This is a genomic window from Streptomyces sp. YKOK-I1, from assembly GCF_054660435.1.
In genome coordinates, this window is record NZ_BAAGDR010000001.1 from 210,869 (window position 1) to 225,715 (window position 14,847).

General features: G+C 72.0%; 10 protein-coding genes. 7 read left to right on the forward strand and 3 right to left on the reverse strand.

Annotated elements, in window-relative coordinates; translation table 11 throughout:
- The first annotated feature begins 10 nt into the window (after positions 1–10).
- The 4 genes from ACYQ8Q_RS01030 (at position 11) to ACYQ8Q_RS01045 (ending at position 7,139) form a co-directional block, all read left to right on the forward strand.
- Positions 11–508 (forward strand): hypothetical protein, encoded by a 498-nt coding sequence (locus ACYQ8Q_RS01030; protein WP_460060827.1) that lies wholly within the window; start codon positions 11–13, stop codon positions 506–508.
- A gap of 153 nt (positions 509–661) precedes the next feature.
- Complete coding sequence (locus ACYQ8Q_RS01035; protein ID WP_460060829.1) at positions 662–4,057, forward strand: CHAT domain-containing protein; 3,396 nt, start codon at positions 662–664, stop codon at positions 4,055–4,057.
- Positions 4,054–5,997: a CHAT domain-containing protein gene (locus ACYQ8Q_RS01040; protein ID WP_460060831.1), complete on the forward strand. Its 1,944-nt coding sequence runs from the start codon at positions 4,054–4,056 to the stop codon at positions 5,995–5,997. Before ACYQ8Q_RS01035 ends, ACYQ8Q_RS01040 begins: the two co-directional genes overlap by 4 nt.
- Complete coding sequence (locus ACYQ8Q_RS01045; protein WP_460060832.1) at positions 5,994–7,139, forward strand: ComEC/Rec2 family competence protein; 1,146 nt, start codon at positions 5,994–5,996, stop codon at positions 7,137–7,139. The genes ACYQ8Q_RS01040 and ACYQ8Q_RS01045 overlap by 4 nt, the downstream gene beginning before the upstream one ends.
- Positions 7,140–7,146: 7 nt before the next feature.
- On the opposite strand, the gene ACYQ8Q_RS01050 is transcribed toward ACYQ8Q_RS01045, so the two are convergent.
- Positions 7,147–7,911 (reverse strand): hypothetical protein, encoded by a 765-nt coding sequence (locus ACYQ8Q_RS01050; RefSeq protein ID WP_460060834.1) that lies wholly within the window; start codon positions 7,909–7,911, stop codon positions 7,147–7,149.
- A gap of 721 nt (positions 7,912–8,632) precedes the next feature.
- On the opposite strand from ACYQ8Q_RS01050, the gene ACYQ8Q_RS01055 reads away from it, so the two are divergent.
- Positions 8,633–9,481, forward strand: coding sequence for a LuxR C-terminal-related transcriptional regulator (locus ACYQ8Q_RS01055; protein ID WP_460060837.1), 849 nt, complete (start codon positions 8,633–8,635; stop codon positions 9,479–9,481).
- A 374-nt stretch (positions 9,482–9,855) separates the two neighbouring features.
- Here ACYQ8Q_RS01055 and ACYQ8Q_RS01060 read toward each other — a convergent pair whose 3' ends face one another.
- Positions 9,856–10,752, reverse strand: a complete 897-nt coding sequence (locus ACYQ8Q_RS01060; protein WP_460060840.1) for an amidohydrolase family protein — start codon at positions 10,750–10,752, stop codon at positions 9,856–9,858.
- Positions 10,749–11,705, reverse strand: a complete 957-nt coding sequence (locus ACYQ8Q_RS01065; RefSeq protein ID WP_460060842.1) for a hypothetical protein — start codon at positions 11,703–11,705, stop codon at positions 10,749–10,751. The genes ACYQ8Q_RS01060 and ACYQ8Q_RS01065 overlap by 4 nt, the downstream gene beginning before the upstream one ends.
- A 254-nt stretch (positions 11,706–11,959) precedes the next feature.
- Between ACYQ8Q_RS01065 and ACYQ8Q_RS01070 the strand changes: the two genes are divergently transcribed.
- Together ACYQ8Q_RS01070 and ACYQ8Q_RS01075 are read left to right on the forward strand one after the other, a co-directional pair.
- Positions 11,960–12,823 carry a DUF1932 domain-containing protein gene (locus tag ACYQ8Q_RS01070; protein ID WP_460060844.1) on the forward strand — a complete coding sequence of 288 codons (864 nt, stop codon included), beginning with the start codon at positions 11,960–11,962 and terminating at the stop codon, positions 12,821–12,823.
- Between the two features lie 47 nt (positions 12,824–12,870).
- Positions 12,871–14,793 (forward strand): NAD(P)/FAD-dependent oxidoreductase, encoded by a 1,923-nt coding sequence (locus tag ACYQ8Q_RS01075; RefSeq protein ID WP_460060847.1) that lies wholly within the window; start codon positions 12,871–12,873, stop codon positions 14,791–14,793.
- Positions 14,794–14,847 lie beyond the last annotated feature (54 nt).

Below are 14,847 nucleotides of genomic sequence, written 5' to 3' on the forward strand. Positions count from 1 at the left end.
GGAGCAGACCGTGAGATCCACGACGTGGCCCTTACGTACGGCCGGAACCGCCGCCGCCTCCGTCGGCCTGCTGGCCGGCACCCTGGCATCGGCGCCCGGTGCCGCCGCCGTGACACCGACCTGGGCCACAGCCCGGTACGACTGCGGCACCTGGGGCGGCACCGCCGTCGACTTCACCGCCTCCCAGGCCGGTGCATCGGCGACGCTCACTCTCACCCTGACCTCGTTGACCGCCCCGCTCGGCGTCCCGGCGGACAGCATCACCACCACCCTCACGCTCGCCAGGAACGGCGGAGGGGAGACGACCGAATTCACGGGTCGCCTCTCCAACCCCGCCCTCGGCGCAGGTCAGCCGTTCACCCTCGGCCCCCTCACCGGCGCCGTGTCCCCGGGAGACAGCCTCGACTCCATGGGCAACGGCTCGTACTCACTGCGCTTCACGGTCTACGGACTCCCCGTCAACTGCTCCGCCGGCGGGTACCTGTTCCCGGGCCCGTTCGTCTTCTGACGGGTCGGGGCAGGACCCGGCACCACTACTTCCGGCACGACTCGATCGTTGTGCAACCCGACGCCCTCACCGAGCTGTTCGGCCCTCCCGTCCCGCCTGCCGGTAACAGTGCTTCTAAGATGATTCAGGCGGATACGGAAGGAGCACACCGGAGTGACCGACAGCCCGAAGACCGCACAAGGCTCCCCGACGCCCGACCACCCCCTCGCGGGCCTGTTCCCCCGGGTGCTGGCCGATCACCCGCTCCGCTGCGACAAGTGCGCGCACCAGGCCGACTATCGGGTACCGAGGCTGGTCGACTGGCGTGACCGCGAGGCCGTGGAACTGCTGGCGCGCTGCGCTCCCACCGTGCTCTGCCACGCGTGCGGCGAGGGGATTCCGCTCGACACCCCCGTGGTCGTGCTGCGTCCGGGCGATCCGGCGTCCGTCCTCTTGTGCCTGCCGTTCCACACCGACCCGGAACAGGACGGCGTGGTGCTGCGGGCCGTCCTGGGGCATCCGGCGGTGCCCCGCACTCCGGAGGGCCGGGTCTCGGCCCCGGTCGTGACGGCGCTGGGCGACGCGGCGGCGCTCGCCGGCCGCTACACGGGGTTCGCGCTGTGTGCGCTGTCGGGTCTGGACCTGGCCCCGGAGGAAGCCTGGACGGATCAGGAGCGGTCCTGGCTCGCCCAGCTCTCCACGATGGTGTCCGCGCCGCCACTGCACACGGCGTTCGCCGCCTTCGTCCAGCATCCCTCGGAGGCCGGGGCCGTCGCCGAGGCGACACGGACAGGTGTCCTCCTGGACCCGGTGTGGTCGGTGGTCGTCGACGAACTCGCCACCCGCACCGCCGCCCTCCAGGTCGACCCCGAGGCCCTCGAGCGGGTCCGGCAACGGGCCGGTGTGCTGAGGCGGTTACGCCTGGGGGCGATCCCGCCCACCGGCCAGGACGGGCTGGATCCGCGGACGGCGGAGCTCCTGGACCGGGCGACGGAAGGCTGGGACGCATTCGCCCCCGAACGCCCTCCGGCGATCCGGGAGTTGATCGACGCTCTACGGCAACGCCCCGACTGCGCACCCTTGTTGGTGGCCGCCCTGATCAGCTACGCCGCACGCGTCAGCACGGCCCACGGGCGTACCCCGGCCGCGCTGGCCGCCGCCTTCGAGGCCGCCGGTGAGGCGATCGTCCTCGCACCCGAGGTGTTCGGCGACGACCACGCGGTGACCCAGACCGCCCGGCAGGACTACGCGGCCCTGCTCCTGGAACGCCAGCAGGGCGACCCGGCGGACAACGAACGGCAGGCCCTGGCCCTGCTGGAGCAGGCCGCGAGAGCACTCGCCACCAGCGGCGACCGGGCGCTGCCGACAGCTCTGCACAACTGGGCGAACGCCTTGGTCAACCACAACCGGCAGGGCCGCACCGACAATCAGGAACGGGCGATCACCCTGTACCGGGACGCCCTCCACGTCCACCGCCGACTCGCCCCCCGCGACCGCCGCGGCGAGCTGCTGCTCCTGCTGAGCACCGCGGCGGCGCTGCGCAACCGCCGCGCGGGCAACGTGGTGGCGGCCGTCCGCGAGGCCCACCGGCTCTACACCGAGGTCGTGGACGATCCGCGCGCCCCGGAACTGCTGAGCGCGCTGGAGCTGGCCCAGCCGGTGGCCAACCTCGTCAACTCCGCCTATCGGCTGCATCTGCTGGCCCCCGCCGAGATGTCCGCCGCCGAAGTGGCCGAAGCGGCGCGGCGGGCCGCCGTACGGCTGGAGTCCACGCTGCGGGAGGGCGATCCCGGCCGCATCCGCACCCTGTCCAACATCGGCGGTGTGCTCTCCCATGTGAGGGACCGGTCCATGACCGGGGCCACGGCGACCGGATCAGGGGGCTCCGACCGCGACGTGGCCGTACGGCTCACCGGGCAGGCGTACGAGGAGGCGGTCCGGCACCTGCCTCCCGGCCACGAGGAACGTCTGCGGGTGGGGGCGAACCACGCCTCCTGCCTCGCGGCCTGCGCCGACGACCGCCCGGAGTTCCTGGCGCGGGCCCGGGAACTGCTCCGGGAGCTGCTGTCGGCCGCCGATCCGGAGCGGTCACCGGGGGTGCGGTCGGTCATCGCCGCGAACCTGGGGCGGATGCTGCTGCGCGACGGGGAGTCCGGTCCGGCCGCCTCGGTGCTGGAGACGGCTCTCGACGCCGTCGAACGGCTCTACCAGGACGCGCACACCCACGCGACCCGCCTCGCCGAACTGGGCGAGGGCGCCGACCTCGTGGGCTCCCTGGTCGTCGCGCACATCCTGAACAAGGACACCGCAGCCGCCGTGACCGCGATCGAGCGTTCCCGTGCCCGTCTGCTGCGGGACACGCCGGCCGCGCGAGCCGGCCGGGACGGATCCCCGCCCACCGGTCGGCCCACGCTGTACGTGGGCACGGGACCGCACGCGAGCTGGGTCGTTCTGGTGCGGCCGGGGTACGCGCCGTACGGGGTGCTCACCCCGCTGACCGCAGCGGACCTGCGCCCTTTGGTCACCGCGGTCCGCGCGGCCGGCACCCACGAGGAACTGGCCGAGGCCCTGGACGCGGTGAGCGCGGCCCTGGGCCCGGCGGTGCTCGTGCCCGCGCGGGAGCTGCTGCGGGAGGCGGGGCTCGGCGACATCGAGGTGGTCACGTCGGGCCTGCTGGGCGGGCTGCCGCTGCACGCGCTGCGGCCTCCGGCGGAGGAAGGAGCGGAGGTCGGAACGGAGAAAGGACCGGAGGACGGTACGGCGTCCGACTGCTGGCTCGACCTCGCGGTGGTCCGGTACATCCCGGGCCGGTGGGCCGCCACCGGCAGCGCGCCGGTCCCCGACCGCCCCGGCGTGGTCGCCGTCACCGACCCCCGGGGCGGGCTGGACTGCGCGCTGCACGAACCGGAGGCACTGCCCGCGCGGCTCGGCGCCCGGTACCCGGAACCCGACGGCGGAGACCGCACCACCTGGCTGCTGGCGACGCTCCGGGACGCCACGACCGCCCACTTCGCCTGCCACGCCTACTGGAACCCCGACGACCCGCTGCACTCGTGGATCGACCTCGGCGCCCCGCACCGGCTGACGATCACCGATGTCCTGGACCTCGTCGCGCCCGGCCTCGGCCTCGTCGTGCTGTCCTGCTGCTCCACCGGTGTCGCCACGGAGTCGCTGGCCGACGAACTGCTGGGCTTCGGAACCGCGTTCCTGCTGACCGGGGCGAAGGCGGTGGTGTGCAGCACCTGGGACCTCGCGGACCTGTCGAGCAGCCTGGTGATGTGCCGGTTCTATCGTCTGCTCGGCCGGGGCGCCGACCCGGCGGTGGCCCTGCGCGAGGCACAGTTGTGGCTCTCGGCGGTGACCAGGGCGGACATCGAACGGCTGGTCGCGGAGGCCCTGGACGAGGTGCCGGGGGCGCTGCTGCCCGTCGGACTCGCCGTCGAGGCACAGCAGGTGCTGTGGCAGGACACGGCGCCCGGGCACCGGCCGTTCCGGCACCCCGCCGCCTGGGCGGGGTTCGCGTACCACGGCACGGCCGCCGCCTCCCCGGAAGAAGGGGGAGTCCGGTGACGGCGCGGGACGCCGTGGCCGAACTGGTGGCGCAGTGGCCCCGGTTGCCGGAGCTGGTCGGACCCGGCTGGTCGGCGCTGCGCCCCCGGGCGCTGGAAGAGATCGGCCTGCTCGCCTCGGCCACGACCGACGCCGAGCGCAAGCGGGGTGTGGGCAGGCTGCTGCGGCTGTTCCTCCCGCATCCCCGCGTGCGCGCGCTGCTCGCGGAGCCGGCGGCAAGGGACCCCCGACGCGCCCCCAAGGGGGAGCCCGACGACACGGCGGACCTGAGCGAACTCTGCCGCCAGCTGGCCGCCGCGCCGCACGAGCAGTGGATCAGCGCCGTGTTCGAAGGGCACCCGCCCGGCGCGCCCTTCGAGGCCGGACGGGTCCATACCCTCGCCTTCACCGTGGACCGCCACGACCACCCTTTCGCCTTCGCGGCGGCACAGCTCGACCTCGTCCCGGCCGCCGGCGAGGACAGCGCGGCGCTTGACGTCACCCTGCACGGCGATCCGGACGCCGTCACGATCCGGCCCGTCCGCACCCGGCTCACCGTCCACCGGAACGTGCCCACCTCCGTCTCCGTCTCCGGGACCGCCTCGGCGGTCTTCGAGGTGGTCCTGCGGAGGACGGACCGGACGGCGGTTCTGCTGGCCCGCTTCACGCACGGCGCCGCCCGGGTCTCCCAGGTGCTGCGGCTCACCCTGCGTTCGGCGGGGACGGTCGAGCAGTGCGCCCTGCTGCCCCCGCTGACCACGGGTGACGGCTCGGGCCCGGACCTCAGCATCACCCTGATGTCCGGGGGCGGCGGCCATCAGCTGTGCGTCCAGGACCGTACCGGCGCCGCGTTCGCCCGTCTGCCGCACGACGTCACCGAGCTGTCGTCCGTGATCCGTGAGGTCCGCAAGGGGCTCGGGCAGCTGCTGGACGGCCCACGAGGTGGTGTGTACAAGACGTCGCTGACCATCCCGGAAGACGTGTACCAGCAGGGACTGCGGACACTGGCCGAGCACGGTGCCGACTTCTTCCGCGCCCTGTTCCGCGCACCGGGCGGCAGCGAGGACCTGCGCAAGCTCGGCGACATACTGCTGCGCGCGGTCGACGCGGCCGAGAAACGGGCCACACCTCCCCCGCGCATCGAGATCGTCTCCGACGAACTCTGTCTCCCGTGGCACCTGATGTACGTCGCCGACCGCTACCGGGAGGACGAGCTGAGCCCGACCCGCCTCCTCGGTCTCGGCAGCCGCATCACCCTGGTCCCCCTCAGCTCCGGCCAGCGTCACCGGCCGCCCGAGGCGTGCGGTTCGCCCGACACGCTCCGCGCGCTCCTCGCCGTCAACTCCGACATCGACCTCTCTGGCACGGACCGTCCCCGGACCCTGGTGTCCGGACAGCTCGACTACTGGCGCGAACGCCTCCCGAACCGGGCGGAGACGCTCTACGCCAGCGAGGAGGTGACCCGTGCCCTGATCGGGCCGAGGGAGCCGGACGCGCTCTGGTACTTCTACTGCCACCTGGAGGAGGGCGAGGACCAGCCGTCCGAGGACACCCGTATGGTCCTCACCGGTGACCGGCGGCTGTGGCTGAAGAAGGTGCGGAACACGGCACCGTACGAAGAGCCCCTGCCCGGTGCGCCGTTGGTGGTGCTGAACACGTGTGAGTCGGCCTCGCCCTGGCCGGTGCGGCGCGCGGGGTTCCCGCCCTACTTCCTGGCCAAGGGGGCACGCGGGGTCATCTGCACGGAGGCCAGGGTGCCGATGGGGTTCGGCACGGAGTGGGCCCGGCGCTTCTTCGACCGGCTGCTCGCGGGCGTGCCGCTCGGCACCGCGCTGCACCAGGTGAGCCATGAACTGCTCACCGAGCACCACAACCTGCTCGGGCTGCTCTACAGCGCTCATGGCGACGGCGGCATGCTGCTGGTGCGGCGGCCGTCCGCGACCCCGGTGGGGCGACCGTGATCAGTGTGGAGGCCCTGCCCGCCGAACACGGCGACTGCCTGTGGGTGGAGTGGGACGACGGCCCGCACCGCCGCCGTATGCTCGTCGACGGCGGCCCCGGCACCCGGAACACCCTGCCCGCCGGGCTGAAGGCACGGTTCGACCGCCAGCCCGCAGACCCGGCCGCACGGGAGTTCGAGCTGGTGGTGTGCACCCACATCGACGACGACCACATCACGGGCCTGCTGCCCCTGCTCTCCGCGCCCCCCGAGCACTTCAGCACGCGCGACATCTGGTTCAACAGCCACCGTCACATGGGCGCTCGGGACACCCTGGGCGCCCGCAGCGCCAACCTCCTGGTGGACCGGCTGACGGAGAGCGGTCTGCCGTGGAACCGCGAGGCGCGGGGAGACGCCATCGTCGTACCGGACGACGGCCCGCTCCCCGTGTTCGAGCCGCGCGGCCTACGGCTCACCCTGCTGTCCCCGACTCAGGCCAAGGTGGACAAGCTGCTCAGGCACTGGCCGGATCCGCGCGACGCCACCGGGGACGAGACCCGGGACGTCCTCGGGTCGACACCGGACGGCGGCGGGACCGCCCTGACCCCGCAGAGGCTGGCCGAGATCATCGCCGACCGCCCCTACAGCCGGGACCGCAACCCGGCCAACGGCTCCAGCATCGCCTTCCTCGCCGAGCACGCCGACGGCAGCCGTGTGCTGTTCGGGGCCGATGCCCACGCGGAGACCCTCGTCCAGTCGCTCGACCGGCGATGGCCCGGCGGCGACTGTCCGGTCGCGCTGTGCAAGGTGCCGCACCACGGCAGTGCCCACAACGTCAGCCCGGCGCTCCTCGGCGCCCTCGACTGCCGGCACTGGCTGTTCTCCACGAACGGCGGCCGCGGTCACGACACACGCCTGCGGTCCGGCCGGTCCACGCACCCCGACCTGGCGGCGGTCGCCCGGATCCTCCTGCACGACCGGCCACCGGGGCCCGGTGCCACGCTCTGGTTCAACCACCGCTCCCCGAGCACCGAACGCTACCGGGACCCGTCCCTGCGCCGCTGCGGCCTGCGGTCCACGCGGTATCCCCTGGACGACGCCGAGGGCATCGCCCTCCTGGTCCGGGGATCAACGGTCACCCGAGGCCGGCTGCCCCCGCCCTGAACGCACTTCAGCCACCGGTGGCCCCGGGCAGCGCGCTCTGGTCCGGCACCGCACAGGTCTCCAGCAGCCGCTGGGCGTAGAGCCAGGCCGCGGACTCCACCCAGCGGGCCCGCACCAGCACGGACCAGAACACCATCAGCGCCGCCTCGGCCACCACCAGCACCGCCAGCAACGCGGTTTCGGGGCGCCCGAGATGGCCGGACGGGACGAACACCCAGGCCACCACGGCCAGCAGGCCCGCCGCGGCGATCACCAGCGCGTACGGCCGCAGGCCCAGGGCGTTGCGACGGAAGCCGTACTCGCAGTTCTGCTCCAGCACCAGCTCGGTCCCGGGCAGGCCCCGGGCCCGAGCGCGCAGGACCAGTCCGGCGGCGTCGTAGATCTGGTCGGCCTCCTCCGGTCTCTCGCGCTCCTCGCTCTCCGTGGGCAGCCGGAGCGCCGTACCCGTGATCTGCTGGATGCGGGCGTGCAGGTAGGCCAGGCGCGGCCGGTCGGTGGGCCCGCGCCAGCGCAGCAACTGGACGCTGGGCTTGCCGCCCCAGGAGTGGAACAGCCCGCTCTCGATCCGCTTCCCCCGGCTGCGCCCCAACTGGTCGGCGAGCAGGGGCACTCCGCCGAGCAGTGCGAGCGACCAGAGCAGTTGGGCGCGGGGCAGGCCGGGCAGGGCCGCGGCGACCGGCAGCACGAGGGGCAGCGAGGCGAGGAGCACCGGCCGGATCCTGGCCCGCCAGCTGTACTTGTCGAACGGGGCGGACAGCGTGAGCTGGCCCATGCCGCACCTTCCCGGGCTCCGTAGCGGTTCCCTGCGCCGCCTGGTCCGCCCTCGAGAGATACCCGTACGAGGAGCCGGTATGCGTACGGGGGGCCGCCTACCCGCGGTGGCGCGGCGCGCACGCCGACCGCCGCGTGCGGGCCGGGACGAATCCTTCGACCAGTCAGGATGTCGCCGTCCGACCGGGTGAGGGGCATCAGGGGGTGGCCGAGAAGCGACGAGAGGTGGTATATACCAATGGTCACCGAGTGCGGCTCGCGGACCAGCGGCAACACATGTGGAGGGTCTGTGTCGAACACACCAGGACCAACGCACCGACGCGTCCCCTGGCCGTCGCGGGTGACGAGAACGCCCACCCCGTCGAGGCGACAGGCCACAAGGTGACCGGAGACGTGCCGTTCCTCGACGAACACCCACGCGACAGCACCGGACATTCCATCAGAAACAGACCCCTGTAGGGCCGCAACCGATCCCCCCGTCCCGTCGTGCCCCGCCGCCGTGGCGATTCCACTGCCCGGACCGGCCCGGACGGCACACCCCTTCCGACCGAACCAACGTCGTGTTTCGGTCGCGTCGAGAGCGGCTCCGCATCGGGCTGCCCGGTGATGACGATGCCCATGGCCCCCGCATCGAGGTACATCCCGTCCCGTCCTGGCGGGCAGAGACCGGCAGCGGTGCCGGGAGCGCTGCCCGACGCACCATGCGTTCGTGAGGAGTCGACATGACACAACCCCCGCCCCGGACCGAGTGGCCGTTCGGCCCGGTCGGCGTCACGAGGCCGACCGCCGTGGGGGACGTCCGAACCGCCGCCGCCCCCGCCGCGCGGCGCTCGGCACTGCCTCACCGGACACCACGCGGCGGCATCGTCCAGCGCACCGAGACGACTGTCGCCGTGGGCATAGCCGATCACGAGGTACTCGTACGCGGCGGCATCCGAGCCGCGCTCGAGCCGGCCCACGGCATCGACGTCGTCGCGGACACCGGCGACGAACGTGCCGCGATCGAGATGACGCTGCGCCACCGGCTCGGCGTGCTGCTGATCGACAGCGGCATGGCGGGCACCCGCGGGGCCTGGCTCACCCACACCGTGCGCCGCCTGTCCCCCGCCACAGCCGTGGTGGTGCTCACCTCCTCGCCGGGCGGCGGCCACCTCGACCGCATCCTGCGGGCCGGTGTCGCCGGCTGCCTGCTCAAGAGCGGCGACCCGCGGGACCTGGTCGCGGCGGTACGGGTGGTGGCCATGGGCGGAGCGGTCCTGTGCCCGGAGGTCACCAAGCACGTTCTCGCCAGCGTCGCCAGGATCGACACCGATCGTGTCGAACGGGCGCGGGATCTCATCGGCGGCCTCACCCCGCGGGAGCGCGAGGTCCTGACGCTCGTCGCCCAGGGGATGGCGAACAGCGAGATCGGACGGGCGCTCCACCTGAGCGAAGGTGGTGTGAAGGCGCATATCAGCCGCCTGCTGACCAAGCTCGGCTGCGGGAACCGCGTGCGTGCCGCCCTCATCGCCCAGGACGCCGGGCTCACCGAAGGCCTCGCGGCCTCCCCCGCCGGCCCCCAGCCGGTCTGAGCCCCGCTCGACCCGAATCCGTGCGGGCGGGCCTGGTTCCTCAGGGCCCGGACCGCTGGAGTGACGGGAGTCTGGTTCAGCACGATGAGCCCTGGCGGACGAAGGCGGGCAGAGCGGAGGGTTGCACGGTGGAACTGATCAGCCTCTCGGACGGTGACGACGGCTTACGGGTGCGCGTCAGGTTCCAGCCGCACGACGAAGGGCCTGGGACTCCCGCCGTCCATGTGGAGGACCTGGGCGGTTCGTGCGTCTCCGTGGTCCTTCCCCTGCACCTTGAAGAGGGTCGGATCGACGGGCAGCGGAGGAGTGGCGGCGCTGAACTCCACCTTCGGTGACAGCGGCTCGATCACAGCCCACAGCTCGGCAGCGACTTCCTACGGCTTCGGCCGCGCAACCCCGCACCCTCGTACTGAGTCGGAAGTCGGGTCCCCCGATGGGTCGGTCGGCCAGTCCAGCCAGTCCAGGACCGCGTCCCCCATGATCCATTGGAGGTCGGCCGCGCTCAGGAACGGCAGGGCGGCGGTGAACAGCTCGACGTTCTCGCGGTAGGGGCACGGCAGTCGGGTCCAGTCGCTGCCCCAGAGCATGCGGCGCGGACCGAAGGCGTCGAAGACTCGCTCCAAGGGCTCGTGGAGGTCGCGGAACGGAAACGGCAGCCGCGAATGGCAGGGCGCTGCCGTGGCCTTGACCGCGACCCGCGGATGCCGCGCGAGCGCGATCAGGTCGGTGAGGTGTGCGAACGCCTCGGGGGCCCTGGCGTCCACCGGCACGGCCAGGTGGTCGACGATCAGACGCAGGTCCGGGAAGCGCCGGGCGACCTCGCCCAGCGCCGCGCTCATGCCGGGTGCGTAGACCATGACCGGCAGCGCGGCGGCGTTCGCCGCGGTCCAGAACCAGTCCAGGTCGCCGGCGCGGAACTGGGCCCGCCATGGATCGCGGTGCAGCGTGATCCGGACGCCCAGGCTGCCCGGGCGGTCCCGCCAGCGGGCCAGCAGCTCCGCGTTCGCGGGTCCGGTCAGCGGGATCCGCCCCATCACCGCCAGCCGGTCGGGGTGCCGTACCGCGGCCGCCCAGGCCAGATCGTTGCGGTCGCCCTCCCAGGACGGCGGTACGAGAACCGCGCGGTGCACCCCCGCGGCGTCCAGCACCGCGAGGGTCTCGTCCGCCGTGACCGGCGCGGCACGGTGGGCGGTCGCCACGCCACCGGCGGGCCACGGCCGGGCCGGTGTGTCGGCGCCCCAGATGTGGACCTGCGCGTCGACCAGTCTCATGCCTGGGCGGGCACGCAGCGGTGCGGCGACAGGTCGCTGATGTACTTCGCCTCGATACCGGACTTGGCCAGGTACTCCAGGCACAGCGCGACACGCTGGACGCGCTGGCGGATGGTGTTCTCGTTGACCGGGTCGTGCGGGTGGGACTGGGCGCTCGCCCCGATCTTCAGCATCATCGGCGCGCAGATCTGCACCAGTTCGGGCACCTCGTAGAAACGGATGAAGCCGCCCTTGCTGCCGTAGACGTCCGTCGGCAGATCGATGGTCAGTTCCGGGGAGCCCCTACGGATCTCCTGGAGCACCGCGAGCCCCAGGTCGTGGGTGGTGGTGACGCTGTCCGCGCCGTTCTCCGCGTAGATCCGCGAGGTCATCGGATTCGACACGATGCAGTGCGAGGACGCCTTGAGCATGAGGTCGGCGGGCAGCTCGCCGGCGGCGCGCATGTCCGACAGCAGTCTGATGACGCCGAGGTCGTACGCGATCAGGCCGCGGCAGCCCAGCTCGGTCAGCCGGTACGCCTCCTCGACGCTCTGCGCGATCGCGTCGTTGTTGTTGATCCGCCGCCCTTGGGAGGCACCGAATCCGCCGCGGTAGAAGGCCGCCTTGCGGTCGTACTCCGGGCGCGGGCCGAGCGCGAACACCATGCCGACGCCGTTCACCCGGCACAGCTCGAGCATGTCCTTGACCTCGGAGTCGGACAGCAGCATCGCGCCGAGCGTCTCGTTGAAACGGGTGACCGGCAGTCCCTCGGCCTGCAGCAGGCGGAGCGTCGCGTCGAGCACCTTGAAGCTGTTGACGACCGGGATCTCGACGCCGTAGTGCCCGCCGTCCGTGAACTCCGCTCCCGAGGAGCTGAGTTCGATCTCATCGCTGTAGGGCAGGCCGTGGTCCCTCAGGTACCGGCGGGCCCGTGACGCGCCGCGGGTGACGGTGGATGCGAAGTCGCTCGACATGTTCTCCCCTGCTGATCCTGAAGTGATTCCGGTTCTGATCCTGAAGTGATGCCAGCTGCCGGCACATTCGTGGGCGGCCAACGCGGTCCGAGGCTAACGACGGCGGTCGGCCCAGCGCGGAGTCCCGGGAAGGTGTAGCCGAATTTCCTGTCTGCGCAAGCTTCCGTGTGGCCGAAGGATTCAAAGGATCGAGTTCCGTTTTCGCGTCATGTACTGCTGGGTGCAACGGACTTCGGTTCACAAGGAGGGCACGGATGAGCCATGCCGATGCCGCGACGGTCGGCCTGCTCCACCCCGGCCGGATGGGCGGCGGGTTCGGCGGCGCGCTGGCTGACGCGGGTCACCGTGTGCTGTGGTGCCGAGCGGAGCGCAGCGCCGCCACGGCGCGACGGGCCGAGGACTTCGGCCTGGAGGCGGTGGACGACCTCGCGCAACTCGCCGCGCGCAGTGACGTGATCGTCTCGATCTGCCCGCCGCACGCAGCGCCGCGGGTCGCCGCGGCGGTCGTCGAGACCGGTTTCCGGGGACTGTTCCTGGACGCCAACGGCACGACCCGCGGCGTGCTGCTCGACCTGGCCGGGAAACTCTCGGCGGCGGACGTCCGCGTCGTCGACGGCTGCATCATCGGACCCTGCCCCCAGGACGCTCCGGGCGTCCGGCTGCACCTCGCCGGTGACACGGACGATGTCGCGCGGATCATCTCGCTCTTCGAGGGAACCGGGATCCGGGCGCTGGAGACCGGCGGTGCGCTCGGTGCCGCCTCAGCCCTCAAGACGTCCTACGCCACGTATCAGAAGGCCGCCTACGTGCTGGCCGGCATCGCCTACGCATACGCAGACGCCCACGGCGTCATCGAACCCCTCGTCGGGGAGGCCTCGTTGATAACCCGTTCGCCTTTGACCGAAGTACTCGAGGACGACATGCTGCCCAGCGTCGCGTCCCGCGCCTGGCGATGGGGGCCCGAGCTCACGCGCTGTGCCGATGCCCTGCGCGAGGAAGGTCTCCCGGGCGACGCCGCCGACGCCGCGGTGCGGGTGCTCGAGCGCTGGCTGCCGGTCCGCGACGCGTTCGACGGGGACACCCGGCGCGCCCTCGACCTGCTGGGAGGCCGGCTGTGAGCGCGCCGCAGGAACCCGTGCGTTCGGAAGCCGTGCGTGCGGAAGCCGTGCGTGCGGAAACCGTGGTCATCGGGGCCGGGCTGATCGGTATGTTCACCGCCCTGTCGCTGGCGCAGCGCGGCATCGACGTCGTGCTGATCGACGACATCGTCCACCAGAAGCGCAGCTTCAAGGTCGGCGAGTCGTTCCTGGTGTCCACGGCCCTGCCGCGCACCATCGGCCGACTCGACACGTTCCTCGACGAGGAGTGCTTCGTCAAGCTCGGGGTCTGGTTCACCGAGGGCATGGAGGGCGCCGAGAGCTTCGCCCCGCGCAGCGAATGGAGCATCGCGCCCCTCAGCGAGCACACCCTCACCCAGCAGTCGGAGGACCACCGGGACCACTATCTCTACCGGAGCGCCGAGGACAAGCTGTGGTTCCGCTGCCTGGCGGTGGACCAGCAGATCGTGCGCCCGGAGGCCGAGGACGAGATCCGCGCCACGGTGCGTGAGCATCCCCGGATCCGCTTCCTCGACAGCGCACGCGTCGTGGACGTACACGTCGAGGCGGACGCTCCGAACACGGTGTCCTGGAGGAACCACGACGCCTCGGACACCGGGGAGGTGGTCGCCGACTGGATCGTGGACTGCTCGGGGCGCAACCGGATGCTCGCGCGCAAGTTCGGTCACGCGGTCGAGAAGGAGATCATCGCGCGGGACGGATTCCAGACCACCTCGATCTGGGGCCAGTTCACGGACGTCACCGACGAACAGTTCGCGCCGGTCTGGGAGTACAAGGACCCGAACGGCGGATCGACCCCGCGCGACAAGTACACCGTCCACCTGTGGGGCGAGGGCTACTGGATCTGGGTCATCCGTCTGTCCAAGGACCGCATCAGCGTCGGCGTGATCTTCGACCAGCGCACCCCGCTGCCCGGCGACAAGCCCCGCGAGCAATTCTTCGGTCTGATCGACCGCTATCCGGTGCTGCGCGACGTGCTGACCGAGCAGCGGCTGCTGGAGTTCCGGATGTACCGCAACACCCAGTACATGACCGACACGTTCGTGCACCCGCACGGCTACGGCATGGTCGGGGACTCCTCCTCGATCATCGACGCCTATTACAGCCAGGGCATCGGCCTCTCCTGCCAGCAGCTGTGGCACCTCACGAACGTCATCGAGGCACAGGTGCGCGGCGGCACGCTCGATCACGCGTACATCGACCGGATCAACCGCAACGCGCGGCAGGACTGGCTGATGATCCGCAACATGCTGCGCGAGAAGTTCACGCGGGCCATCCACGACCCGCGCTACTTCCTGCTCACGCATCTGGCGGACCTGGTCGTGCTCTGGTCGACCGGGACCGCGCGCTCGGACTTCGCCACCTGGCTCGTGCAGACCGACGGCGAGACGAAGCGCGAGGGCGCGCGTGAACAGCGGTTGCGCCGCCGGCTGAGCAAGCGCCTGTTCTACAGCAGGTCCCAGCCCTGGGCCTGGCTTCCTCCGGAGACGGTGCAACGCGTCCAGTCCCACGTGCAACGGAAGATCGCCGAACGGGCGCGGTGGCGGCTGGACCACGGCAGTGAGGTCCCCGGCTTCCACTGCCAGATCTCGATCGCGCGTCCGCTGCCGCGGCTGTGGCGCGTGTTCACGGCCCGCGCCACACGCGTCGTGGACGTCTCGCCGCTCGACCGGATCGCGCCCGCGGCGCTACGGCGGCCTTCGGCTCGTCGCCCCTTGACGCACTGGATTCCGATGAGCGTCAACACACGCCTGAAGTGGGTTCTCAACCTGCGCACTCATGGCGTCATCGCGATCTTCGTGTACGGATACCTGCTGGACGCGGCGGACACGGCGGTACGTAGAGCCCGCTACCGCTTCCGGGGCGGCCGCCCCGTCACGGTCCCGGCGGCCGCCTCCGACACGCCGTCCCGCGCCGAGACAGAGGTGCCCACCGAGGCACTCCCGCCCAACGCCCCGACGCCCTCATGACGGCCTGCCCTCACCTGACCTGACCTGCCCGGTCGTCCGCCCGGTACGTGCACT